Below are 23769 nucleotides of genomic sequence, written 5' to 3'. Positions count from 1 at the left end.
GTGACCGGACGGCAGGGGACAGCAGCCCGGTCACCCAGCAGGAACGGCCGGTCCGGGGGATGCCCCGGGCCGGCCGTTCGCTCACCTACAGGGGCTTACGTCCTCACACGCGCGCGGTGCCCCGGCGGCGGAAGGACAGGTACAGCGCGGCGCCGACGGCCAGCAGCCCGGCCGCGCCGACGCCCAGCAGGCCGGCCTCGCTGCCGGTGGAGGCCAGCGGACCGTCGCTCTTGCCGCCGCTCGCGGTGGCGCCGCCGCTCGCCGAGGGGCTCGGCGCGGCCGAGGCGCTCGCGGAGGCGCTCGGCGAGGGGGTGCCGGCGGAGGGGCTGGGGCTCGGGCCGGTGGCCGTGGGGTTCGCCGTGAAGGGGGCGAGGTTGTTGGCCAGGACCGGGTCGAAGGAGTGCCGCTGCGGCTCGCCCTTCGGTCCGGCGGCGCCGACGCGGATGGCGCCCTTGGCGTCCTTGACCTCGTTCTCGATCTTCAGCTCGAAGGGGAACTCGACGTTCTCGCTCTCCAGCACCGAGGGCGCGGTGAGGCACCGGTAGCGGGTCGCGCTCTCGGGGTGGCAGGCGGCGGGCCCCGTGACCACCTTGAGGCCCTGGGGGAGCTCGACGTCCACGACGGCCGCCGGGCGGCCGTCACCCTGGCCGGCGACCCAGGCCGGGCCGTTGTTGCGTACGGCGACGACGGCCTTGGCGGTGGTGCCGGCGGCGCCCTTGACCGTGAGGGGCTCGGCCTCGAAGTCCGCGGTGTTCTGGACGGTGAGGGCGGCCTGGCGCCGGTTGTCGGCCGGGTCGAGGTCCGCGCCGTGCCCGGCGACCGGGGCGGTCGCAACGGCCTTGCGGGCGGTCAGCAGCCGCTTCGCCGCCCTGCTCGCCGCGTCGCCGGTCTTCTGCTGGTCGGCGCCGGACGCCCCGGAGCCCGTCCCGGCCGCCTGCTGTGCGGCGGGCGCCGGGTAGACGCCGTAGGCGAAGCGCTCGTCGAGGGCGTTGGCGCCGGCCTTGAGGTGGAGGGGGCTGTCGCCGGCCAGTTCGTAGGAGGCGTCGGCGTCGAAGTCGCCCTCGATGGTGCAGACGACGGCGGTCGCGGTGCGGGTGGTGCGGTAGGTGCAGTTGTCGTACCGCTCCGGGAGCTCCAGGCCGTGGCTGGCCTCCAGCTCCAGGACGATGCCCTTGGCCGGCCGGCTGCCCTTGTTGCTGAAGACCAGCGGCAGGGGCTGGCTCTCGCCCGGCTTCAGCTCCTTCTTGAGGTTCATCTCCGCCATGACCAGGTCCGGTCCGCCGACCTGGACATCGGTGACGGCGGGGGTGACGGTGGCGCCGGCGGCCGCGCCGGTCACCGTGATCACGCCGGTCCGCCCGTTCGCGGCGTCCTTCGCGGCGGTGACCTCCAGCTCCACGCCGGCCGGGGCCCCGGGACGCACGCCCCGCTGCTTGCAGACGAGCGTGCCGCCGGCGGGGGCGCACTTCTTGACGGCCGCGCGCGGGTTCTCCTGGACGGTCGCCGCCCCGTTCAGCTTGGAGAGGTCGACGGTGAGGGTGAACTCCCCGTCGAAGGAGGCCGCCTGGTCCGGCGCCTCCAGGCGGTAGTTCAGCGCCACCGGCTTCGGGGAGCCCGTCGCGGGGTGGAGCGGAAGGAGGAGCCCGGGCGGGCCGGCCAGACGGAAGACGGGTTCCGCGGCGTTCGCCGCGGCGGCCGGGACGGTGACGAGCCCCGCGGTCAGCAGGCCGCAGGCGGCCAGCAGGGAGATGCGCTGTCTCATGCCCCGTGTGACCGCCGGACGTACGCCCCGGTTGCACGGGTGGCCCTGTGACCGACGCCACAGCCCCGCCCGAAGCATTCCGGTACAACCTTTTCCGGCGACCGCCTGTCGACTCCTGTACCGCGGCGGGTACCGCGCTCGGAGGGGGAGCGCGGTACCCGCCGCGGTCGTCGTGGAGCCCGTCGCGCGGCTCAGCCCTTGGCTTCCGGTTGTCTGCGGGGAATTTCCGGGACGGGCAGGAACGGCAGCCGCAGCGCGCCGAAGGCCCCCTTCGGGACGGCCGGACGCACCGGCTCCACCGGCGCGAGACGTACGTACGCCTCCCCCTGCGCGGGCCGCGGGTCTGCCTCGCCCTTGTTCGGCCAGTACGCCATCGCCCGCTCGGCCTGGGCGGTGATGGTCAGGGACGGATTGACCCCGAGGTTCGCGGAGACCGCCGAACCGTCGACCACCGAGATGCCCGGGTGCCCGTACAGCCGGTGGTACGGGTCCACCACGCCCTCCTCGGGGGTGGCGCCGATCGGGCAGCCGCCGAGGAAGTGCGCGGTGAGCGGGGTGCCCATCAGCTCGCCGACGTTGCTGCCGGGGAACCCGTTGATCTCCTCGGCCAGCAGGCTCGCGGCCTCGGTGGCCTCCGGGATCTGCACCGGGTTGGGGGCGCCGTGCCCCTGGCGGGCCGTCAGCAGGCCCTTGCCGAGGCCGCCGGGCTTGCGGTACGTCGTCAGGGAGTTGTCCAGCGACTGCATGACAAGTCCGATGATGGTCCGTTCCGACCAGCGCCGGTTCGACAGGGAGCGTGCCAGCTGCACGGGGTGGCGGGCGGTGCGCGCGAACCAGGCCCGTACCCGGTGGGCGCTGTGGGGCACCTGGAGGACGGTCAGGAACCCCATGGCGTTGGAGCCCTTGCCGTAGCGCACGGGCTCGATGTGGGTGTCGGCGTTGGGGTGCACCGAGGAGGTGATGGCCACACCGCGGGTGAAGTCCGCCCGGCCCGCGCCCGGGTGGCGCCTGCGGTAGCGGCGGTCGTCGGTCTGGGCGCCGACCAGGCCCTCGGAGTTGGTACGGGTCAGCTCGCCGAGCCGGGCGGAGATCCGGGGCAGCTGGCCGCGGTCCTTCATGGTGTGCAGCAGGGTCTGCGTGCCGTACGTACCCGCCGCGACGACCACGTGCCGGGCGCGCAGCACCTGGGAGAGGCCGGAGCGGCGGTGGTCGGTGGGGACGGTGCGGACGCGGTAGCCGCCGTCGGGGTGCTCGGCGAGGGCGGTGACGGTGGTCATGGGGTGGATGACGGCGCCGGCCCGCTCGGCGAGGTACAGGTAGTTCTCGTTGAGGGTGTTCTTCGCACCGTGCCGGCAGCCGGTCATGCACTCGCCGCACTCGGTGCAGGCCGTGCGGGCGGGGCCGGCGCCCCCGAAGTAGGGGTCGGCGACCTGCTGGCCGGGGCGGACCTTCGGCTGCCCCTCGGCGTCCTGCCCGTCGCCGAAGAAGACGCCGACGGGCGCCATGTGGAAGGTGTCGCCGGCGCCCATCTTCTCGGCGGCGGCCTTGAGGTGGACGTCGGAGGGGGTCATCGTCGGGTTGAGCCGTACGCCGAGCATCCGCTGGGCCTGCGCGTAGTACGGGGCCAGTTCCTCGCGCCAGTCGGTGATGGAGGCCCACTGGCGGTCCTCGAAGAAGGCGGCGGGCGGCACGTAGAGGGTGTTGGCGTAGTTGAGGGAGCCGCCGCCCACACCGGCGCCCGCGAGGACCATCACGTTGCCGAGCAGGTGGATGCGCTGGATCCCGTACAGCCCGAGGGCGGGCGCCCACAGGTAGTTGCGCAGGTCCCAGCTGGTGCGAGGCAGGCTCTCGCGGGTGAAGCGGCGTCCTGCCTCCAGGACGCCGACCCGGTAGCCCTTCTCGGTGAGCCGCAGCGCCGAGACCGACCCTCCGAAGCCCGATCCGATGACGATGACGTCGTAGTCGTACGACACGGGCGTGCTCCTAACGGAGGCGGAGGGCCTTCATGATCTTGAGGCTGCGGGTCATGAACGCGGCGTACTTCTCGTCGTCCATGCCCAGGGAGGGCGCCATCGGCAGGAGCCTCTGGTGGGCCACGGTCTGGGCCTCGGTGTACTTGAGGATGCCCTCGGAGCCGTGGCGGCGGCCGAGTCCGGAGTCCTTCATGCCGCCCATGGGGGCCTGGGCGCTGCCGTAGGCGGGGGCGTAGCCGTCGTTGATGTTGACGGTGCCGGTGCGCAGGCGGGCGGCGACGGCGTGGCCGCGGCGGGCGTCCTTGGTCCAGACGCTGGAGTTGAGGCCGTAGGCGGTGGCGTTGGCCTGGGCGATGACCTCGTCCTCGTCGGTGAAGCGGTAGACGGAGACGACCGGGCCGAAGGTCTCCTCGGCGCAGACCGCCATGGGCGCCTCGACGCCGTCGAGGATGGTGGGCTCGTAGAAGAGGGGGCCGATGTCGGGGCGGGCGACGCCGCCGGCGACGAGGGTGGCGCCCTTGGCGACGGCCTCGTCCACATGCCGCTGGACGGTCTCCAGCTGGCGTTCGCCGACGAGGGAGCCCATGTCGGCCCCGTAGGCGAGGGCGCTGCCGAGCCGCATGGCCTTGGTGCGGGCGGCGAAGCGCTCGACGAAGGCGTCGGCGACGGAGGCGTGGACGTAGAGCCGCTCGATGGAGATGCACAGCTGTCCGGCGGAGGAGAAGCAGGCGCGGACGGCTCCGGCGGCGGCCTTCTCCACATCGGCGTCGTGCAGGACCAGCATGGCGTTCTTGCCGCCGAGTTCGAGGGAGACCCCGACGAGGCGGGCGGCGGCGCCCTGGGCGACCTCGCGGCCGGTGCGGGTGGAGCCGGTGAAGGAGACGTAGTCGGCGTGGCGGACCACCTCGGGGCCGACGACGGGGCCCTCGCCGAGGACGACCTGGAAGACCTCGGCGGGCAGCCCGGCCTCGATCAGCAGGTCACGGGCCCACAGGGCGGTCAGCGCGGTCTCGGTGTCGGGCTTCATCACGACGGCGTTGCCCGAGACGAAGGCGGGCAGCGCGTCGCCGACGGAGAGTTCGAGGGGGTAGTTCCAGGGGGCGATCTGGCCGACGACCCCGCGCGGCTGGCGCAGCTCGGTGACTTTGGTCAGGGTGGGCATGGCGCCGGTGTGGCCCTTGGGGCGCAGGTAGGCGGGGGCCTTGCGGCCGTAGTGGCGGGCGGCAACGGCGACGGCCTGGACCTCTTCGTGGGCGTGCAGGCGGGCCTTGCCGGTCTCCAGCTGGATGAGGTCGAGCACCTCGGACTGGCGCTCCAGCACCAGGTCGTGGAAGCGCAGCAGGACGGCCGCGCGCTGCCGTACGGGGACCGCGGCCCAGGCGGGCTGGGCGGCGCGGGCCCGGGCGAAGGCGTCGGCCACGTCCTCGGGGGTGGCCTCGGGGAGGTCCGCCAGCTTGGCCCCGGTGAAGGGGGTGTGGTTGGCGGTGCTGCCGGAGCCGGTGACTCCGCGGGTGAGGCGGGTGATCAGGGCGGGCGTCACCACGTCGGCGGCGGTGCGGGCACCCGCCGGGGCGGGGGCGACCGGGTTGGTGGGCCGGGGGGCGGAGCGCAGAGGGGCGGGGGCAGCCTTCGAGTCCGTCATGGCGGTGAGCGTATTGCGCGCCGGGGGCTTTGGGTACCCGTGGGTAACCGGATTTTGCCAAGTCTGCCAGTAATCGCTGGCACGATGGCCGGGTCCGGGCCCCGCGGGCCCGTCCGCGCACCCCGCCCGGCCCGGCCGGACCGGCGCCGCTCAGCGCTTCTTCGGCGCCGGCTCCCACCCGCTGAGGACGGTGTCGAACCGCTGGCGGGTCATCGGCCAGTCCTCGGCGGGGCCCGTCATGTAGATCGCGTACTCGGTGCCGTTCTGGTCGACGTACATCTGCTCGATGGCCCGGCGCGGTCCGGCGTGCACGCCCTTCTCGGTCCACGTGAAGTCCCACAGCACGGCCTGGGTGGTGCCCCGGAAGGTGTTCGGGTTGAGCTTCTGCCGCTTGTAGTCCGTCCGCTTCTCCACCTGCTTCTCCAGGTCGAGCAGGTGCGCGTACGGGTTCGGGTAGTCCGGGGTGGGGTCGGCGGCGATCCGGATGTAGTGCTTGCCGTTGTCCCCGGTGTAGTCGATCTGGTCGCCGTCCGCCTGGCGGGTCCAGCCCTCCGGGACCAGCAGCGTGAAGCCGCCCACCGGGTCCGTGACCTTGGTCCAGCCCGCCGGCGGGGCGGCGGCCTTCTGCCCGGACTGCCCGTCGGCGGTGCTCGCGCCCTGGCCGGAGCCGCCCTGGCCCTCGCCCCCGCCGGTGAACTTCAGCACCCCGAACACCGTGCCGCCGCCGAGCAGCGCCGCGGCGAGGGCCACCACCGCGATCCGCCGCAGCCGGCCCGGCGTGCGCCCGGCGGGGGCCGGCTGACGCTGGGTGGGGCCGGTGGCCGGTGGCCGGGCGGGCGCGGGCTCCGGCGCCGGGGGGACGGCCTCCCGGGCGGGGGCCCGCTCCTCGTCGCTCACCGCGCGGGTGGGCACGTACGCGTGCGCCGCCTTGGGCTCGCGGCCCTCCATCGCCTCGATCAGCATCCGCTCGGCCTCGGCCGCCGAAGGGCGCTCGGCCGGGTCCTTGCGCAGCAGCGCGGTGATGACCGGGCCCAGCGCGCCGGACTGGCGCGGGACGGGCGGCTCGTCGTTGACCACGGCCTGGAGGCTGGAGATCGGCGAGGTCCGGCGGAACGGCGAGCGGGCCTCGACGGCCGTGTACAGGGTCGCGCCCAGGGACCACAGGTCCGAGGACGGGTCGGGGGCGCCGCCGGTGACCCGCTCCGGGGCCAGGTAGTCGATGGAACCGACGAGCTCACCCGTGCGGGTGATCGAGGAGTCGCCCTCGATCGCCGCGATCCCGAAGTCCGTGAGCAGCACCCGGCCGTCCTTGGCCAGCAGTACGTTGCCCGGCTTCACGTCCCGGTGCATCACCCCGACCGCGTGCGCGGCGCGCAGCGCGCCCAGCACGTGCAGGCCGATCCGGGCCGCCTCGCGGGGCTCGATCCGTCCGGCGGCCTTGGCGGCCTCGGCGAGGGAGGGACCGTCGATGTACTCCATGACGATCCACGGCCGGTCGTCGTGGTCCAGCACGTCGTGCACGGTGACGACGGCGGGGTGCTGGATCCTGGCCGCCGCCCGGGCCTCCTTCTGCGTACGGGCGTGCATGACCTCCCGGTCGGCCTGGGAGACGTACAGGACCGCCGTCAGTTCCTTGACGGCTACCGTCCGGTGCAACAGCTCGTCATGGGCGCGCCACACCTTGCCCATCCCGCCGCTGCCGATGGGCTCCACGAGCCGGTACCGGCCCGCGAGCACCGCACCCACGCCTGTCTGCTGTTCCACGAATCCCCGCCGCTCTGTGCACTCCGGGCCAGATTACGGAGCCTGCGCGCCGTGCCGGAACCGGGCGGGGCCGATATAGCGGCACTGTGACGCAATCGCCGTACTGATCGACCGTCAGCCCCCGGCCTGGTAACTGGCCGTGGCCTTGTCGAAGACGTCGGTGACCTTGTCCTGGTTGTCCTCCGGGCCCGTGACCATGACCACGTGGTAGCCGCCGCCGAGCGCGACGACGAAGTTGCGGGCGAACAGGGAACGGCCCGCCGCGTCGATCCAGGTGTAGCGGCCCGTCACCCGCAACTGCTGGCCCACCTTCACCGACTTCACGTCGCCGCCCGAGGCCCAGGTGGAGTTGCGGTACGGGGCCAGCTCCGCCTCCTTGTCCTTCTGGTAGCCCAGCGGATCGGGGGAGCCGCCCTCGACCCGGTCCCGGCCGGGGACCACGATCAGGGTGAACGCGCCCTGGGTGTAGCGGACCTGGCCGGCCTCGTTGAGCGACTGGCGCTCCCAGCCGTTGGGGACGGCGATGGTGAAGTGGGCCGGGTCCTGCTGGAGGGTGTAGCCCTCGGGGGCCTGCTGCGCGGGCGGCTGGGCGCCGGAGCTCTGCGGGGCCGGGGACTGCTGCGGGGGCTGCTGGGGTTTCTGCGGTACCGGGGTGCGGGGCGCCGGGCTCTGGGCGGCGGTGGGCTGCTGGGCGCGGCCGGGGTCCTGGTCCTCGGAGCCCGGCAGGAAGAGCATCGCGTACGCCACCCCGGCCGCGAGCAGCGCGAGGACCCCGACCAGCAGGGTCCGGCCGAGGGAGCGCGGCCTGCGGGGGGCGTCGGGGTTGCGGTGGCGGCCGTGCAGGTCGCCCCGGCGGCGCACCTCGGGGAGGCGGGCGGGGTCGGGTTCGGGCAGGGGGAAGGGGAAGCCGCCGTCGGGCTCGGGGGCGGAGCGGACCAGCGAGCGCAGCCAGCCGCGCAGCTCCTCGAAGTCGGGCCGCTCGGTGGGGTCCTGGCGCAGCAGGGACTCCACGACGGGGCGCAGCGGGCCGCACTCCTCGGCGAAGGCGGGGGGCTCGGCGCAGACCATGTCCACGAGCTCGGCGACGCTGTCCTCGGGGTACGGGGCGTGGCCCTGCACGGCCCGGTACAGCAGGGCTCCGAGGGCCCAGAGGTCGGTGGCGGGGCCGATGGGCGCGGCCAGCTGCCAGGGGCCGCCGGGGACGGGGCGGGCCTGTTCGGGGGCCCAGCGTTCGGTGACGGGCCCGACGACGGCCATCCGCGTCTGCCGGGCCCGCTCGGCGTCGAGCCCGCTCCGGGGGCCGCCGCCGGCGGGGGCGCCCGGGGCGGTACGGGGCGCGGGGAGGGGGCGCGGGGGCGTGGCGGGGGGTTCGGGGGCGTGGGCGGCGGAGTGGCCGGCCTGGGCGGGCGGGATGGCCGCCGGGGGGTCGGCCTGGCGGTAGCCCTGCGGGAGGGCGAGGGCGGCCGGGAGCGCGGGGGCCGCGGGCGGGGCGGGGTGCGGGTGCCGCTCGGGGAGCGGCTGCGGGCTCGGCTCCGGCTGCGGGTCGAGCTCCCGCCGCGGGGCGGGCTCCTGCCGCGGGTCGGGCTCGTGCCGCGGGTCGGGCTCCTGCCGCGGGTCCGGGGTCTGCTCGGGGGGCGCCTCGGCGGGGTCGGCCGGGCGGCGGGGGGCGGCGCCGTGCCAGGGGGTGGCGGCGGTGGCCGGTCCGCCGTACGGGTACGCGTACTCCTGCGGCAGGCTGGCCCCCGTCGGCGGCAGCTGCGGGACGACCACCGGCCCCCGCACCCCGCGCTCCTGGGCCACCTTCTCGGCGGCGGCCCGGGAACCGGCCCGGTAGGCGGCGACGGTCGCGGCACGGGCGGCGGCCAGGGAGTCGTCACGGGGCCCGGCGGGCGGGGCGGGAACCCCGGGCGGAGCGGGCGGAGCGGGCGGCGCGGGCAGGGGCGGGGGCTCCGGCGGGGCCACCGGTTCCGGGAGGACGTGGTCGCGGTAGCGCGGGCCGGTGTCGTAGCCGGGCGCCACCAGCGGGGCGTACACGGGCTCCCGTCCACCGGGAGCGGAGGACGGCGGCTCGTCCCAGGGGGCGCCGGTGCCCCCGTCCCCGGGCTCGGCCGCCGGCACCGGGTCGTAGCCGCACAGGGCGTCCTCGGCGGCCCCGGCGGCGAGCCCGGTGAGGACGACGCGGCCGTCCTCGCATATCAGCACCGTGCGGACGGTGATGTTGCGGTGGGTCCAGCCGTGCGCGTGCAGCACCCGCAGCGCCGTCAGCACGTCCGAGGCCACCTCCGCCGCCCGGTACGGGCTCAGCGGTTCCTCGGCGATCAGCGCGGCCAGCGGCCTGGCGGGCACGAGCTCGCTCACGATCCACAGCGAGCCGTCCTCCGCGAACACGTCGAAGACCTGGTCGAGTCGGGGATGGTCCGGCACGGAAGCGGCGGCCTGGGCGGCGGCGATCGCCCGGCGCACCGCGGGGAGTTCCCCGGTCCGGGCCTGTGTCGCACGGGTCCCGTCGAGCAGTTCGGCGTCCACCACTTCGGGCAGCGGCACGTGCCGGACGAGGACCTCCTGCCCCGTGCGGGTGTCGAAGGCGCGGGTCTCCGTCAGCTCGTACTCGTCGGACGGCGGTAACGGCAAGCGGTAGCGGTCGGCAAGGATCCGGCCGGCGTAGTCCTCCACATCGCCTCCCCCGAGTGCGTCCGTTTCCCCATGGCCCCCGCTGACACGATACGTGGCCGGGGCCGCCCGCGTCCCGGGCTTGCGCGGCCCGTCAGCCCAACTGCTGGAAGGTGTCGAAGGCGGTGTTGCGGATCTGCGTGCATTCGGGGCCGTCCCACTGGTCGGCCGGGCAGCTAATCATGATGGCGTAGCCGTTCTTGGCGTCCGCCCTGAAGCCGCGGTCGAGCACGCGGACCTTCATGCCCTGCTCCTCGCGCTCGAACTCCAGGTCCGCGACGGTCGGGTAGCCCCGGTACTCGACGGGTTCGAGGCGGATCTGGTGGTAGTTCCTGCTGCTGCCGGCCAGGCCCGGGACCATCTCGGCCCAGGCGGCGCGGGCGTCGTTGCCCGGGCTGCTGGTGTGGTCGACCTGGATACGGGGGAAGCCGCCGGAGCGGCTGTATATCGCGCCCGAGTTGGTGCCGGCGGTGCCCGTCTGGTGGAAGCCCTCGGGCATCACCATGGCGAACTGGAAGTTGAGGTCCGTCACCTTGGTGAATCCGGCGGGCAGTCCCCCGCCGGAGCCGCCCGGGCTGGCGCCCTGGCCCTGGCTCTGCGCCTGGTTCTGGGCGGGGTCGTTACCGGCGCCGCCCGCGCCCGCGCCGGAGGCGGCCGGGTCCGGGCTGCCGCTCGCGGCCGGGGCGGGGCTGGGGGAGGAACCCTGCGAGGCGGCCGGGGAGTTGCCCGGGGAGTTGCCCGGCGACCGGGCGGCGGAGGCCGCCGGGGTGGGGCCGCCCTTGCCCTCGTTCTTCCGGCCGCCCTGGTCGTCCTGGCCGCTGACCGCGTACGCGATGAGCGAGCCGATGACCGCCAGGACCACCAGGATCCCGGCGATCGCGAGGGCGATGGTGCGGCGCGGCATCACATCGGTGAGCGAGGCCGGGGCCACCGTCGAGGGCCGCTGCGGGGCCTCGGCGGCCGAGGCGGCTTCGGCGGCCGCCGCCTTGCGGGCCGCCTTCAGCGCGGCCCGGGCGCGGTCGCGCTGCTCGCGCTCGCGGCGCTCGCGCTCCTTCTTCGCCGCCTTCTCGGCGGCCTTCTCCGCCTCCGCCTCGGCCTTGGTGAGGGAGATCGGCCGGGTCTCCTCGACCGCCGGGACGGGCGGTACGGGGGCGGGCGCCGGCTCGGGGGCGTTGATCACGGCGGTAAGCATCGACCGGGCGCGGTCCTCGTCCAGGCGCAGCGCCGGGTCCTTGACCAGCAGCCCGTAAATGACCTCGGTCAGGGCCGGGCCGGCGTTCTTGGGCGGGTCCACCGCTTCCGTCATCACCGCGGTGAGGGTGGCGAGCGCGGAGCCCTTGTCGTACGGGGGCACGCCTTCGACGGCGGCGTACAGGAGCCCGCCGAGGGACCACATGTCGGCGGGCGGGCCGGGCTTGTAGCCACGGGCGCGCTCGGGGGAGATGTAGGAGGGGGCGCCGACGAGCATCCCGGTGGAGGTGATGGAGGGGTCGCCCTCGACCTGGGCGATGCCGAAGTCGGTGAGGACGACGCGGCCGCTGGCGGCGATGAGCACGTTGGACGGCTTCACATCGCGGTGCAGGATCCCCTGGCGGTGCGCGGCGCGCAGGACGTCGAGCACGGCCAGCCCCACCTCGGCGGCGCGGCGCGGGCTCAGCGGGCCGTTCTCGCGGACGAACTCGGCGAGGGAGAGGCCCTCGATGAGTTCCATGACGATCCAGGGGCGCGCGTCCTCGTCGACGACGTCGTAGACGGTGACGGCGCCCTCGTTGCGGATCCGCGCGATGGCCTTGGCCTCGCGGAGGGTACGGGTGATGAGGCGGCGCTTCTCGTCCTCGTCGACGCCGCTGCTGAAGCGGAGTTCCTTGACGGCGACGGTCCGGCCGAGCACCTCGTCCTCGGCCCGCCACACGGTACCCATACCGCCCTTGCCGAGCACGGCCCCGAGCCGGTAGCGCCCGGCGAGCAGCCGCCCCTTGCGCTCCTGCGCCTCCTCGGCCTCGGCAGCGGCCCCGGCCTCCTGGGCTCGCGCACCGGGTTCCCCGGACCCCTTCCCTGCCCGACCCTCGGCGGGGGCGCCCCCGTCCTCCTCGGCCGCACCGCGCTTGCGCGCCGCGCCCGTAGCCCCGGCCCGGGTACCCGGGCTCCGCTTCGCAGCCGGGGGCTCGTCCGCATCCGGGGCATCCGTACCGGCCTTCACCGGCGCGCCCTCGTCCGCGGGCGCGGCCCCGCCGCCCCCGGCCTCCGCGGCCGGACCCGGCGTACCGGCCGGATCCTCCTCCGCGGGGGCCGGCCCGGCGGCGTCGCGCGCGGCAGCGGGCTGGCCCGTCGGGGCGTCAGAAGGCGTTCCCGAAGCGGGATCCGATCCCCCGGACCCCTTGCGCGCGGCCGTCCCGGTCCTCGGCCGGGGTATGGACGCGGCGGCCGGCTCGGCCGCGGCGCCCTCGTCCGCGGCACCGGCGGAGCCGCCCGGCGCGGCGTCAGAATCGGGGCCCGCGGCGGACTTCACCGCGTCACCACCCTCGGAGGCACCGGCACCGGCACCCCCGGGCTTCGCCGCAGGCGGCCCGGCAGGCGCCTCGGCGGGCGACTCGGTGTGCTCCGGCTTCGACATGCGTCCCCTCTGCGATCGTGCAGCCTGCCCCGGCTGCCCCCGGCAGCCGCCGGGGGCAAGGTAACCCACCCCGGCAGAAACCTCATTGTTGCTCACTCCGCAGCGGACGGGAGCCCCGGGTCCAGCGGTTCCCCCGTCCGGATCGCACGGTCACGGCGCGTCAGAGCGGAACGATGTCGGGCGCCCCCAGCCGGGCCGCGTCGGCGGTCTGGTCGTCCGGCTGGCGCTGCGATTCGCGCTCCGCCTGCACCCTCTTCTCGTAGTGCTCCACCTCGTTCTCGGTCTGCCGCTTGTCCCAGCCCAGCACCGGAGCCATCAGCTCCGCGCACTCGCGCGCCGACCGCGTCCCCCGGTCGAAGGTCTCGATCGAGATCCTGGTCCGCCGGGTCATGACATCGTCCAAATGCCGGGCGCCCTCGTGCGAAGCGGCGTAGACGACTTCTGCCCGGAGGTAGTCGTCCGCCCCGGTCAGCGGCTCCCCCAGCGCCGGATCGGCCGCGATCAGGTCGAGCAGTTCCTCCGTCAGGGATCCGTACCGGTTCAGCAGGTGCTCCACCCGCACCACATGCAGCCCGGTCCGCGAGGCGATGCGGTTCCGGGCGTTCCACAGCGCCCGGTAGCCCTCCGCACCCACCAGCGGCACGTCCTCCGTGACGCACTCGGCCACCCGCTGGTCCAGGCCGTGCACCGCCTCGTCGACGGCGTCCTTCGCCATCACCCGGTACGTCGTGTACTTGCCGCCCGCCACCACCACCAGCCCCGGCACCGGATGGGCCACCGTGTGCTCGCGCGAGAGCTTGCTCGTCGCGTCCGACTCTCCCGCCAGCAGCGGCCGCAGGCCCGCGTAGACCCCCTCGACGTCGTCCCGGGTCAGCGGTACGGCCAGTACCGAGTTCACGTGCTCCAGCAGGTAGTCGATGTCGGCGCTGGAGGCCGCCGGGTGCGCCTTGTCCAGGTCCCAGTCGGTGTCCGTGGTGCCCACGATCCAGTGCCGGCCCCACGGGATGACGAACAGCACCGACTTCTCGGTCCGCAGGATGAGCCCGGTGTTCGAATGGATCCGGTCCTTGGGGACCACCAGGTGGATGCCCTTGGAGGCGCGCACGTGGAACTGCCCGCGCTCCCCGATCAGCGCCTGGGTGTCGTCCGTCCACACGCCGGTCGCGTTCACCACCTGTTTGGCGCGGATCTCGTACTCCCCGCCGCCCTCCACGTCCCGCACCCGGGCCCCGACCACCCGTTCGCCCTCGCGCAGGAAGTCGATCACCCTGGCCCGGTTGGCGCAGTACGCCCCGTACGCGGCGGCCGTCCGGACCAGCGTGGTCACATAGCGGGCGTCGTCCATCTGGGCGTCGTAGTACTGGAGCGCGCCCACCAGGGCGTCCTTGCGCAGCGCCGGCGCGACCCGCAGAGCCCGTCTGCGCGAGAGGTGCCGGTGGGTGGGCAGGCCGCGCCCGTGCCCGCTGGAGACCGACATCGCGTCGTACAACGCGACGCCCGAGCCGGCGTAGAACCGCTCCCACACCTTGTGCTGGAGCGGGTACAGGAACGGCACCGGCTTCACCAGATGCGGGGCGAGCCGCTCCAGCAGCAGCCCGCGTTCCTTGAGGGCCTCACGGACCAGGGCGAAGTCGAGCATCTCCAGATAGCGCAGGCCGCCGTGGATGAGCTTGCTGGAGCGGCTGGAGGTCCCCGAGGCCCAGTCCCGCGCCTCCACCAGCCCGGTCGACAGACCTCTGGTCACCGCATCGAGCGCGGTACCCGCGCCGACCACGCCCGCGCCGACGACCAGCACGTCCAGTTCCCGCTCGGCCATCCCGGCGAGGGCTTCCGCGCGCTGCGCGGGCCCCAGTGTCGCTGTCCTCACGGCTGCCTCCCGTTGGTACGGGCCGATCCCGCTCGCTGCGGGTGATCCCGCTCACATCTCCCATTTCCGATTCTGACCGGCCGCACCGACATCAGCCACCGGCTGTGGACAACACAGGGATGGCCACAACCCCAGAATGCGACATATCCGTCATATATATGCCTAGTCTGACATTGCGCCAGCTCCATTCGTCCACAGGACTTGCGCGCACCGCCTCCTCATGCATGCCAGGGAAGGGAAGGGACGGCCCCCCATGCCCGCAGATCTCGCCGTCATCGGACTCGGCCACCTCGGCCTCCCCCTCGCCCAGGCGGCCGTCGCCGCCGGAATCGAGACCGTCGGCTACGACAGCGGCCCCGCCACGGACAGCCCCCTCACCGCCGCCGAGATCCGCCGCATGTCGGCGGCCGGCTTCCGGGTCACCACCAACCCCGCCGAACTCGGCCGGGTCCGCACCGCCGTCATCTGCGCCCCCACCCAGCTCGGCGCCGACCGGGCCCTCGACCTCAGCGCCGTCGGCGCGGCCGGCCGCACCCTCGCCGCCCGGCTGCGCCCCCACACCACCGTCATCCTGGAATCCGCCGCCCACCCCGGGGTCACCGAGGACTACCTGCGGCCCGTCCTCGAAGAGGGCTCCGGCCTGCGCGCCGGACGCGACTTCCACCTGGCCTACTCCCCCAGCCGCCTCGACCCCGGCAACCGGACGCACACCATCGCCAACACCCCCAAGGTCATCGGCGGCCTCACCCCGGCCTGCACCGAATCCGCGCACGCCTTCTACGCCCGCCTCACCGAGAAGGTCGTCCGGGCCCGGGGGCTGCGCGAGGCCGAGACCGTCCAGCTGCTGGAAACCAACTACCGGCACGTGAACATCGCCCTCATGAACGAGATGGCGGTCCTCTGCCACGACCTCGGCGTCGACCTCTGGGACGTCATCCGGTGCGCCGAGACCAAGCCGTACGGGTTCCAGGCGTTCCGCCCCGGCCCCGGCGTCGGCGGCCACGGCGTCCCCCTCGACCCGAACTACCTCCCCCACACCACCCGCACCCCCGGCCACCCCCTGCGCATGGTCGGCCTGGCGCAGGAGATCAACGGCCGGATGCCGCAGTACGTCATCCAGCGCTGCGCCACCCTGCTGAACGAGCACGGAAAGTCCGCCCGGGGCGCCCGCGTCCTCCTCCTGGGCGTCACCTACAAGCCCGACCTCCCGGACCAGGAGGGCTCCCCCGCCCCCGAGATCGCCAGCCGGCTCCTCGATCTGGGCGCCCTGGTCAGCTACCACGACCCCTACATCCAGGGCTGGCGGGTCCGCGACCGGCCCGTCCCGCGCGCCGACTCCCTCTACGAGGCTGCCGCCAACGCCGACCTGACGATCCTGCTCCAGCACCACCGCACGTACGACCTCCAGGGCCTGGCGGTGAAGGCCCAGCTCCTCCTCGACACCCGAGGCGCCAGCCCCGTCGGCGCGGCCCACCGCCTCTGACCACCCCCGCCCCAGGTCACGGGCCGGTTCCGGTTGGATCATCGGACCGAAATCCCCCCGTGGAATGTCAGCGTCCCCTGTTAGCCTGCGGCATCACTTATCCCGCACTTATGCCCCCACGGGCTGACGTGCGTCAAATCCCTGGGGGGGATTTCCATGAGCCACAACGTTCAGCCGCCCGCGCCCCCGTCCTCCGTCGAGGCGCCCGCCCCGGCACCGGCCCGCAAGGGCAACATCGGCCTGGGCATCGTCGCGGCTGTCGTCGCGGGACTGATCGCAGCGGCCGCCTACGGCGGGATCATGTACGCCCTGGACCGGGAGCGGCCCTTCGGTAGCATCTTCATCGGCGCCCTCGTCGGTTTCGCCGCCAAGAAGATCGGCGGCCGGAACGCGGTGATGCCTGCGGTCGCCGGGCTGGTGTCGATCGGCGCCGTCTACCTCGGCAAGATGTTCCTCTTCGCGCTCGCCCTGGCTGACCTCAAGAAGATCAGCTTGTCCGACGTGATCGAGGCCATCGGTGTCGGTGGCCTGAACGACATCGTCAAGGAGAGCCTCGACCTCATGTCCCTGGTGTTCATCGGCATCAGCGTCGTCGTCGCAGTCGGGACGGTCCTGAAGACCGACGACTGACCCGCACACGCCGGAGGGCCGGCACCCCGCTCGGGGTGCCGGCCCTCCGGCGTGTGGACGCGAAGCGGTCAGCGGCTGTGCTGGGCGTCCGCGACCGTGACCTCGACGCGCTGGAACTCCTTGAGCTCGCTGTAGCCCGTCGTGGCCATCGAGCGGCGCAGGGCGCCGAAGAGGTTCATCGAGCCGTCCGGGGTGTGCGACGGGCCGGTGAGGATCTCCTCGGTGGTGCCGACCGTGCCCAGGTTGACCTTCTTGCCGCGCGGCACGTCCTCGTGGACGGCCTCCATGCCCCAGTGGTTGCCCCGGCCGGGCGCGTCGGTGGCGCGGGCCAGCGGGGAGCCCATCATCACGGCGTCGGCGCCGCAGGCCACGGCCTTGGGGATGTCGCCCGACCAGCCCACACCGCCGTCGGCGATGACGTGCACGTACCGGCCGCCGGACTCGTCCATGTAGTCGCGGCGGGCCGCGGCCACGTCCGCGACGGCGGTGGCCATCGGGACCTGGATGCCGAGGACGTTGCGCGTGGTGTGCGCGGCGCCGCCGCCGAAGCCGACGAGGACGCCCGCCGCGCCGGTGCGCATCAGGTGCAGGGCCGCCGTGTAGGTGGCGCAGCCGCCCACGATGACCGGGACGTCGAGCTCGTAGATGAACTGCTTGAGGTTCAGCGGCTCGGCCGCGCCCGAGACGTGCTCGGCCGACACGGTGGTGCCGCGGATGACGAAGATGTCGACGCCCGCGTCCACGACGGCCTTGGAGAACTCGGCGGTGCGCTGCGGGGAGAGCGCGGCGGCGGTGACGACGCCCGAGTCGCGCACCTCCTTGATCCGCTGCCGGATCAGGTCGGCCTGGATCGGCGCGGCGTAGATCTCCTGGAGGCGGCGGGTGGCGGCCTCCTCGTCCAGCTCCGCGATCTCGTCGAGCAGCGGCTGCGGGTCCTCGTAGCGGGTCCACAGGCCCTCGAGGTTGAGCACGCCGAGGCCGCCGAGCTCGCCGATGCGGATCGCGGTCTGCGGGGAGACCACGGAGTCCATGGGGGCGGCCAGGAAGGGGAGCTCGAAGCGGTACGCGTCGATCTGCCAGGCGATCGAGACCTCCTTCGGATCCCGCGTACGCCGGCTGGGGACGATGGCGATGTCGTCGAAGGCGTACGCCCGGCGGCCGCGCTTGCCGCGCCCGATCTCGATCTCAGTCACGTGTGGTGGCCTTTCCTCTGGGTCTGCCCGTCCAGTATCCCCGAACCCCGGGGACCCGCGTTCCGATGACCGCTGTACGGACGCGGCCGGGACATGCCGAGGGGGCGGGCCCGGCGCGGGCCCGCCCCCTCGGGCGGTCGTCGTGTCAGCCCTGGCGGCTGTAGTTCGGCGCTTCCACCGTCATCTGGATGTCGTGCGGGTGGCTCTCCTTGAGACCCGCCGAGGTGATCCGGACGAACCGGCCGCGCTCCTGGAGCTCCGGCACCGTACGGCCGCCGACGTAGAACATCGACTGGCGCAGACCGCCGACGAGCTGGTGGACCACCGCGGAGAGCGGGCCGCGGTAGGGGACCTGGCCCTCGATGCCCTCGGGGATCAGCTTGTCGTCCCCGCCGACGCCCTCCTGGAAGTAGCGGTCCTTGGAGAAGGACTTGCGGTCGCCACGGGACTGCATCGCGCCGAGCGAGCCCATGCCGCGGTAGGACTTGAACTGCTTGCCGTTGATGAAGAGCAGCTCGCCCGGGGACTCCTCGCAGCCCGCGAGCAGCGAGCCGAGCATCACCGTGTCGGCGCCCGCGACCAGGGCCTTGGCGATGTCGCCGGAGTACTGCAGGCCGCCGTCACCGATGACGGGGACGCCCGCGGCCTTCGCGGCCAGCGCGGCCTCGTAGATCGCGGTGACCTGCGGGACGCCGATGCCGGCGACCACGCGGGTGGTGCAGATGGAGCCGGGGCCGACGCCGACCTTGATGCCGTCGCAGCCGGCGTCGATCAGCGCCTGGGCGCCGTCGCGGGTGGCGACGTTGCCGCCGATGACGTCGACGCCGGAGTTGGACTTGATCTTGGCGACCATGTCGCCGACCAGGCGGGAGTGGCCGTGGGCGGTGTCGACCACGATGAAGTCGGCGCCCGCCTCGATCAGGGCCTGGGCGCGCTCGTACGCGTCGCCCGCGACGCCGACGGCGGCGCCGACCAGCAGGCGGCCGTCCTTGTCCTTGGCGGCGTTCGGGTACTTCTCGGCCTTGACGAAGTCCTTGACGGTGATGAGGCCCTTGAGGATGCCCGCGTCGTCGACCAGCGGAAGCTTCTCGATCTTGTGGCGGCGCAGCAGCTCCATGGCGTCCACGCCGGAGATGCCGACCTTGCCGGTGACCAGTGGCATCGGGGTCATGACCTCGCGCACCTGGCGGCTGCGGTCCGACTCGAAGGCCATGTCGCGGTTGGTGACGATGCCCAGCAGCTTGCCGGCGGAGTCGGTGACCGGGACGCCGGAGATGCGGAACTTCGCACAGAGGTGGTCGGCCTCGCCGAGCGTCGCGTCGGGGTGCACCGTGATCGGGTCCGTGACCATGCCGGACTCGGAGCGCTTGACCAGGTCCACCTGGTTGGCCTGGTCGGCGATGGAGAGGTTGCGGTGCAGGACGCCGACGCCGCCCTGGCGGGCCATGGCGATGGCCATCCGGGACTCGGTGACCTTGTCCATGGCCGCGGACAGCAGCGGAACGTTCACGCGGACGTTGCGCGAGATGAGGGAGGAGGTGTCGATCTCGTCGGGGGCCATGTCCGACGCGCCCGGCAGCAGCAGCACGTCGTCATAGGTCAGTCCGAGCGCGGCGAATTTGTCGGGTACTCCGTCGGCGGTCATGACACCTTCCCAAATGGTCTTGCTCAGCGCGGATGTCCATGCTAACGGGATCCCGAGGCGTCTCATTCCACGACCAAGGTCAAGCAGAAGATTCGTAGCTTCCTACGGGGAGAATCTCCCGCTCACTGCTCTGCGAGCGCCCGCAGCCGGCTCAGCGCACGGTGCTGGGCGACCCGCACCGCGCCGGGGGACATACCGAGCATCTGGCCGGTCTCCTCGGCCGTCAGCCCGACGGCCACCCGCAGGACGAGCAGCTCGCGCTGGTTCTCCGGCAGATTGGCCAGCAGCTTCTTGGCCCAGGCGGCGTCACTGCTGAGCAGCGCCCGCTCCTCCGGCCCGAGCGAGTCGTCCGGCCGCTCCGGCATCTCGTCGGACGGCACGGCGGTGCTCCCCGGATGCCGCATCGCGGCCCGCTGGAGGTCGGCGACCTTGTGCGCGGCGATGGCGAAGACGAACGCCTCGAAGGGGCGCCCGGTGTCCCGGTAGCGGGGCAGCGCCATCAGGACGGCGACGCAGACCTCCTGCGCCAGGTCCTCGACGAAGTGACGGGCATCACCCGGCAGCCGCGACAGCCGGGTGCGGCAGTAACGGAGGGCGAGGGGGTGCACGAAGGCCAGCAGGTCGTGCGTGGCCTGTTCGTCACCGTCGACCGCACGGCGTACGAGCGCGCTGACAGCCCCGGCGTTGCCGCCTTTGGCGGCGCCGGTGGGGCCTGCGGCCGGGGGTGACCCCAGGGCCTCGTCGTCGCGCATCAATCCATGGTGCCCTGGCGCCGGAGCGTTCGTGGCATCGCGGCCCGTGTTGTGCATCGAAGCGTTATGAGCGGGTGCGCCGGAACCCATCGTCTGCGCCCTCCCCTCCGCTCGGCCCGAATCGTCGTCCCCGAGGACTCGACCTCTCCAAGAATGCGGCACACCATCAAGGATGCGGCATCGCGCCCGAAGCGACACGTCCCCCGGATTGTGCCCCGCCAACCCCCGACGGGACACCGGTCGGGACGGGACTTCCCCACCGCGCCGCTCCCGGGGCGCCTGCCGCCCCGCCCGCCGACGGCGGACGGGACCGCTCCGGAGACCCGGGCGCCGCGGGCGCCGTCAGCGGACGAGACCCCAGCGGAAGCCGAGCGCCACGGCGTGCGCCCGGTCGGAGGCGCCCAGCTTCTTGAAGAGCCTGCGGGCGTGGGTCTTGACCGTGTCCTCGGAGAGGAAGAGCTCGCGCCCGATCTCCGCGTTGGACCGGCCGTGGCTCATGCCCTCCAGCACCTGGATCTCGCGCGCGGTGAGGGTGGGCGCCGCGCCCATCTCCGCCGAGCGCAGCCGGCGCGGGGCCAGCCGCCAGGTCGGGTCGGCGAGCGCCTGGGTGACCGTGGCCCGCAGTTCGGCGCGCGAGGCGTCCTTGTGCAGGTAGCCACGGGCGCCGGCGGCGACCGCGAGGGCCACGCCGTCCAGGTCCTCGGCGACGGTCAGCATGATGATGCGGGCCCCCGGGTCGGCGGACAGGAGCCGGCGGACGGTCTCGACACCGCCGAGCCCGGGCATCCGCACGTCCATCAGAATCAGGTCGGACCGGTCGGCACCCCAGCGGCGGAGGACTTCCTCGCCGTTGGCAGCCGTCGTCACACGCTCGACGCCGGGCACGGTGGCAACCGCGCGACGGAGCGCCTCTCGGGCAAGCGGGGAGTCGTCGCAGACGAGGACGGATGTCATGACCGCCCTCCGCAGCTGCTGATGCGCGTCACCTTGAGCCTCCAGGCTGGTACGTATCGTCACCTGTGCGGTCGATGCCCTCGGACACCTGTCCGGGAACTTCTCGTTTCAACCGCACTCGCTCTCTCAACGATGGTCACTCGAAAGAGTTACGGGTCGGACGGACACCTTCGGCACTCTACGTGAGGAAGCGATCACGGCGCTGGAGGCACCCGCCGCGCGTCCTCCATCTGGAGCTATGCCCTATTTGGCGGCTTTCCTTCCGTTTTGCATGTGCCTGAGGCTAGATTCCGAATGAGTCATATTTACATCTACTACGACAGTAGGTGTGGAGACATGGACCGTATCCGCCTCAGTACCGGCACCAAGAGGACTACCCATGGCAGATTTCTCCCGCCTCCCCGGACCGAACGCCGACCTCTGGGACTGGCAGCTGCTGGCCGCCTGCCGCGGGGTCGACAGCTCCCTCTTCTTCCACCCGGAGGGCGAGCGGGGCGCGGCCAGGAGCGCGCGCGAGACCTCGGCTAAAGAGGTCTGCATGCGCTGCCCGGTCCGTTCGGAATGCGCCGCGCACGCCCTCGCCGTCCGCGAGCCCTACGGAGTGTGGGGCGGGCTCACCGAGGACGAGCGCGAAGAACTGATGGGCCGCGCGCGCCACCGCCTGCTGCCCGCCTCCAGCGGGATCGGCCCGGTCGCGCCGGACTGACCGCCGTCCCGGCGGACCGACACCGCCGCGCCGGGACCGGCCACCGGCCGCACGGCGCGCGGAGGGAGTGCCCGGGGGCGCCAGGGGCGCACGAAGGGGCGCACACGGAAGCGCCTGAAGGAACGTTTCCGCCCTCCGCCCCTCCGCCCCTCGACCCCACCGACCCCACCAAGAACCCCTCCGGACCCGCTTCCGCCCCGGGCGTGTCGCACCGACGCGCCCCCTCAGGCCCCCGCGTGGCCGGTCAGCGGGCGGCGGCCCGCACCAGCTCCCCCAGGGTCGCCGCCACCGCCGGTACCCGCGCCAGGTCGGGCAGCGTCAGCGCCACGACCTCCCGCTCCACCGCCGGCTCCACGGCCAGAGCGCTCACGCCCTTGGCCCGTACGGACTCCACCGCGAGCTCCGGCAGCACCGCCACGCCCAGCCCCGCGCCGACCAGCCCCACCACGGCCGGGTAGTCGTCGGTGGCGAAGTCGATGCGCGGGGTGAACCCCGCCCCCTCGCACACCTCGACCAGATGCCGCCGGCAGCGCGGGCAGCCCGCGATCCAGGGCTCGTCCGCCAGCTCCGCCATGCCCACCCGCCCGGCGCCGGCCAGCCGGTGCCCGTCCGGCACCAGCCCCACGAGCCGGTCGGTCAGCAGCGGGGTGACGACCAGGTCCTCCCATTCGGCCGCGGCCGCGGCCCCGCCGTAGCGGAAGGCCAGCGCCAGATCGCAGTCCCCCTCGCGCAGCATCTCCACCGAACGCGGGGGCTCCGCCTCCACCAGGGAGATCCGGGTGCCCGGGTGCTCGGCGCGCATCGCGGCGAGCGCCGTCGGCACCAGGGTGGAGCTGCCGCTGGGGAAGGAGACGAGCCGCACCCGCCCGGCGCGCAGCCCCGCGATGGCGGCGACCTCCTCCTCGGCGGCGGTCAGCCCGGCCAGGATCCCGGCGGCGTGCCGCACGAGGGCCTCCCCCGCCTGGGTCAGCCGCATCTCACGGCCCGTCCGCACCAGCAGCGGGGTGCCGGCCGACTGCTCCAGGGCCTTCATCTGCTGGGAGACGGCGGGCTGGGTGCAGCCCAGTTCACGGGCGGCGGCGGAGAAGGAACCGGTCCCGGCGACAGCGCGCAGGATCCGCAGGTGGCGTGCCTCAATCACCCTTCGAGCATAAGCCCGCCTTTTGCCCCGGCCGCTCTTCCCAGCTCCACCTTTGGGACCCCGTACGGGCCGGGGGGTCCGGAAGCCGGGGCGGGCGGCTATTTTGCGCACATGACGACTGCGTTGATCACTGGATCCACGGCGGGCATCGGTGCCGCCTTCGCCCGGCGGCTCGCCGCCCAGGGCCACAACCTCGTCCTGGTGGCCCGGGACACGAAGCGGCTGGCCGAGCAGGCCACCGAACTGCACGACCGGCACGGCATCGAGGCGGAGGTGCTGGCGGCCGACCTCGCCACGGACGAGGGCATCGCGGCGGTCGAGGCCCGCCTCGGGGACCGCACGCACCCGGTGGACCTGCTGGTCAACAACGCGGGCTTCGGCAACAAGGGCCGCTACCTGGAGGTCTCCCTCGCCGACGAGCTGGCCATGCTCAAGGTGCACGTCGAGGCGGTGCTGCGGCTGACCTCGGCGGCGACGGAGTCGATGCGCTCGCGCGGCCGCGGCGGGGTCGTCAACGTGGCCTCCGTGGCCGCCTTCGTCCCGCGCGGCACCTACGGCGCCAGCAAGGCGTGGGTCGTGCAGTTCACCCAGGGGGCGGCACGGGACCTGGCCGGGTCCGGGGTGCGGCTGATGGCGCTGTGCCCGGGCTTCGTACGGACCGAGTTCCACGAGCGGGCCGGGATGGGCACCGACAACATCCCGGGCTGGCTGTGGCTGGACGCCGACAAGCTGGTGGCCGCGGCCCTGGCCGACCTGGCGCGGGGGAAGACGGTGTCGATCCCCGACCCGCGGTACAAGGCGCTGATGGGCGTGGTGAAGCTGACGCCGCGCGGGCTGCTCGGCGGCGTGTCCTCCCGCACGGGGCGCAAGTACGGGCCGCAGTAGCCCCCGCGGTACGCGAGAGGCCCTGGCCACCCCGCGTGGCGGGGGTGACCAGGGCCTTCTCGTGCGGGGGCCGGCGCTCAGGCGCCGG

General features: G+C 73.7%; 16 protein-coding genes. 4 read left to right on the top strand and 12 right to left on the bottom strand.

What is annotated here, in order from left to right; all coding sequences use genetic code 11:
* Positions 1-103: 103 nt before the first annotated feature.
* From ABZ716_RS10560 to ABZ716_RS10530, 7 genes are all read right to left on the bottom strand, one after another.
* Complete coding sequence (locus ABZ716_RS10560) at positions 104-1762, bottom strand: hypothetical protein (protein WP_358958058.1); 1659 nt, start codon at positions 1760-1762, stop codon at positions 104-106.
* A gap of 191 nt (positions 1763-1953) precedes the next feature.
* Entirely contained in the window at positions 1954-3735 is a 1782-nt protein-coding gene (locus ABZ716_RS10555; protein ID WP_358958056.1) for a GMC family oxidoreductase, read from the bottom strand.
* A 10-nt stretch (positions 3736-3745) separates the two neighbouring features.
* A complete protein-coding gene (locus ABZ716_RS10550; protein ID WP_358812815.1) occupies positions 3746-5377 on the bottom strand; it encodes a succinic semialdehyde dehydrogenase in 1632 nt (543 codons plus the stop codon).
* A 150-nt stretch (positions 5378-5527) separates the two neighbouring features.
* Positions 5528-7141 (bottom strand): serine/threonine-protein kinase, encoded by a 1614-nt coding sequence (locus ABZ716_RS10545; protein WP_358958054.1) that lies wholly within the window; start codon positions 7139-7141, stop codon positions 5528-5530.
* 114 nt (positions 7142-7255) lie between these two features.
* On the bottom strand, positions 7256-9814 hold the full coding sequence (locus ABZ716_RS10540; protein ID WP_358958051.1) for a protein kinase: 2559 nt from the start codon (positions 9812-9814) through the stop codon (positions 7256-7258).
* Positions 9815-9905: 91 nt separating this feature from the next.
* Positions 9906-12011: a serine/threonine-protein kinase gene (locus tag ABZ716_RS10535; protein ID WP_358958049.1), complete on the bottom strand. Its 2106-nt coding sequence runs from the start codon at positions 12009-12011 to the stop codon at positions 9906-9908.
* A 574-nt stretch (positions 12012-12585) separates the two neighbouring features.
* Positions 12586-14292, bottom strand: a complete 1707-nt coding sequence (locus ABZ716_RS10530; protein WP_358812811.1) for a glycerol-3-phosphate dehydrogenase/oxidase — start codon at positions 14290-14292, stop codon at positions 12586-12588.
* Positions 14293-14545: 253 nt separating this feature from the next.
* Between ABZ716_RS10530 and ABZ716_RS10525 the strand changes: the two genes are divergently transcribed.
* Both ABZ716_RS10525 and ABZ716_RS10520 read left to right on the top strand, forming a co-directional pair.
* Positions 14546-15775, top strand: a complete 1230-nt coding sequence (locus ABZ716_RS10525) for a nucleotide sugar dehydrogenase (RefSeq protein ID WP_358812810.1) — start codon at positions 14546-14548, stop codon at positions 15773-15775.
* A 156-nt stretch (positions 15776-15931) separates the two neighbouring features.
* Complete coding sequence (locus ABZ716_RS10520) at positions 15932-16405, top strand: hypothetical protein (RefSeq protein WP_358958047.1); 474 nt, start codon at positions 15932-15934, stop codon at positions 16403-16405.
* 68 nt (positions 16406-16473) lie between these two features.
* Here ABZ716_RS10520 and ABZ716_RS10515 read toward each other — a convergent pair whose 3' ends face one another.
* From ABZ716_RS10515 to ABZ716_RS10500, 4 genes are all read right to left on the bottom strand, one after another.
* Complete coding sequence (locus ABZ716_RS10515; RefSeq protein WP_351878211.1) at positions 16474-17598, bottom strand: GuaB3 family IMP dehydrogenase-related protein; 1125 nt, start codon at positions 17596-17598, stop codon at positions 16474-16476.
* A 145-nt stretch (positions 17599-17743) separates the two neighbouring features.
* Complete coding sequence (gene guaB, locus ABZ716_RS10510; protein ID WP_358812808.1) at positions 17744-19243, bottom strand: IMP dehydrogenase; 1500 nt, start codon at positions 19241-19243, stop codon at positions 17744-17746.
* Positions 19244-19365: 122 nt separating this feature from the next.
* Positions 19366-19995: a sigma-70 family RNA polymerase sigma factor gene (locus ABZ716_RS10505; RefSeq protein WP_045949017.1), complete on the bottom strand. Its 630-nt coding sequence runs from the start codon at positions 19993-19995 to the stop codon at positions 19366-19368.
* 342 nt (positions 19996-20337) lie between these two features.
* Positions 20338-20949 carry a response regulator transcription factor gene (locus ABZ716_RS10500; RefSeq protein ID WP_003948568.1) on the bottom strand — a complete coding sequence of 204 codons (612 nt, stop codon included), beginning with the start codon at positions 20947-20949 and terminating at the stop codon, positions 20338-20340.
* Positions 20950-21328: 379 nt separating this feature from the next.
* On the opposite strand from ABZ716_RS10500, the gene ABZ716_RS10495 reads away from it, so the two are divergent.
* A complete protein-coding gene (locus ABZ716_RS10495) occupies positions 21329-21655 on the top strand; it encodes a WhiB family transcriptional regulator (RefSeq protein ID WP_351878217.1) in 327 nt (108 codons plus the stop codon).
* A gap of 244 nt (positions 21656-21899) precedes the next feature.
* Here the strand turns inward: ABZ716_RS10495 and ABZ716_RS10490 are convergent, their stop codons facing one another.
* Positions 21900-22796, bottom strand: coding sequence for a LysR family transcriptional regulator (locus ABZ716_RS10490; protein ID WP_358812807.1), 897 nt, complete (start codon positions 22794-22796; stop codon positions 21900-21902).
* Positions 22797-22907: 111 nt separating this feature from the next.
* On the opposite strand from ABZ716_RS10490, the gene ABZ716_RS10485 reads away from it, so the two are divergent.
* Positions 22908-23681 (top strand): SDR family oxidoreductase, encoded by a 774-nt coding sequence (locus ABZ716_RS10485; protein ID WP_355969444.1) that lies wholly within the window; start codon positions 22908-22910, stop codon positions 23679-23681.
* Positions 23682-23769: the final 88 nt, after the last annotated feature.

Origin of the sequence: Streptomyces sp. NPDC006687 (assembly GCF_040636215.1) — a bacterium.
GTDB lineage: Bacteria > Actinomycetota > Actinomycetes > Streptomycetales > Streptomycetaceae > Streptomyces.
The sequence above is the reverse complement of the archived record's forward strand: the minus strand, read 5'-3'. Positions and strand labels throughout refer to the sequence as shown.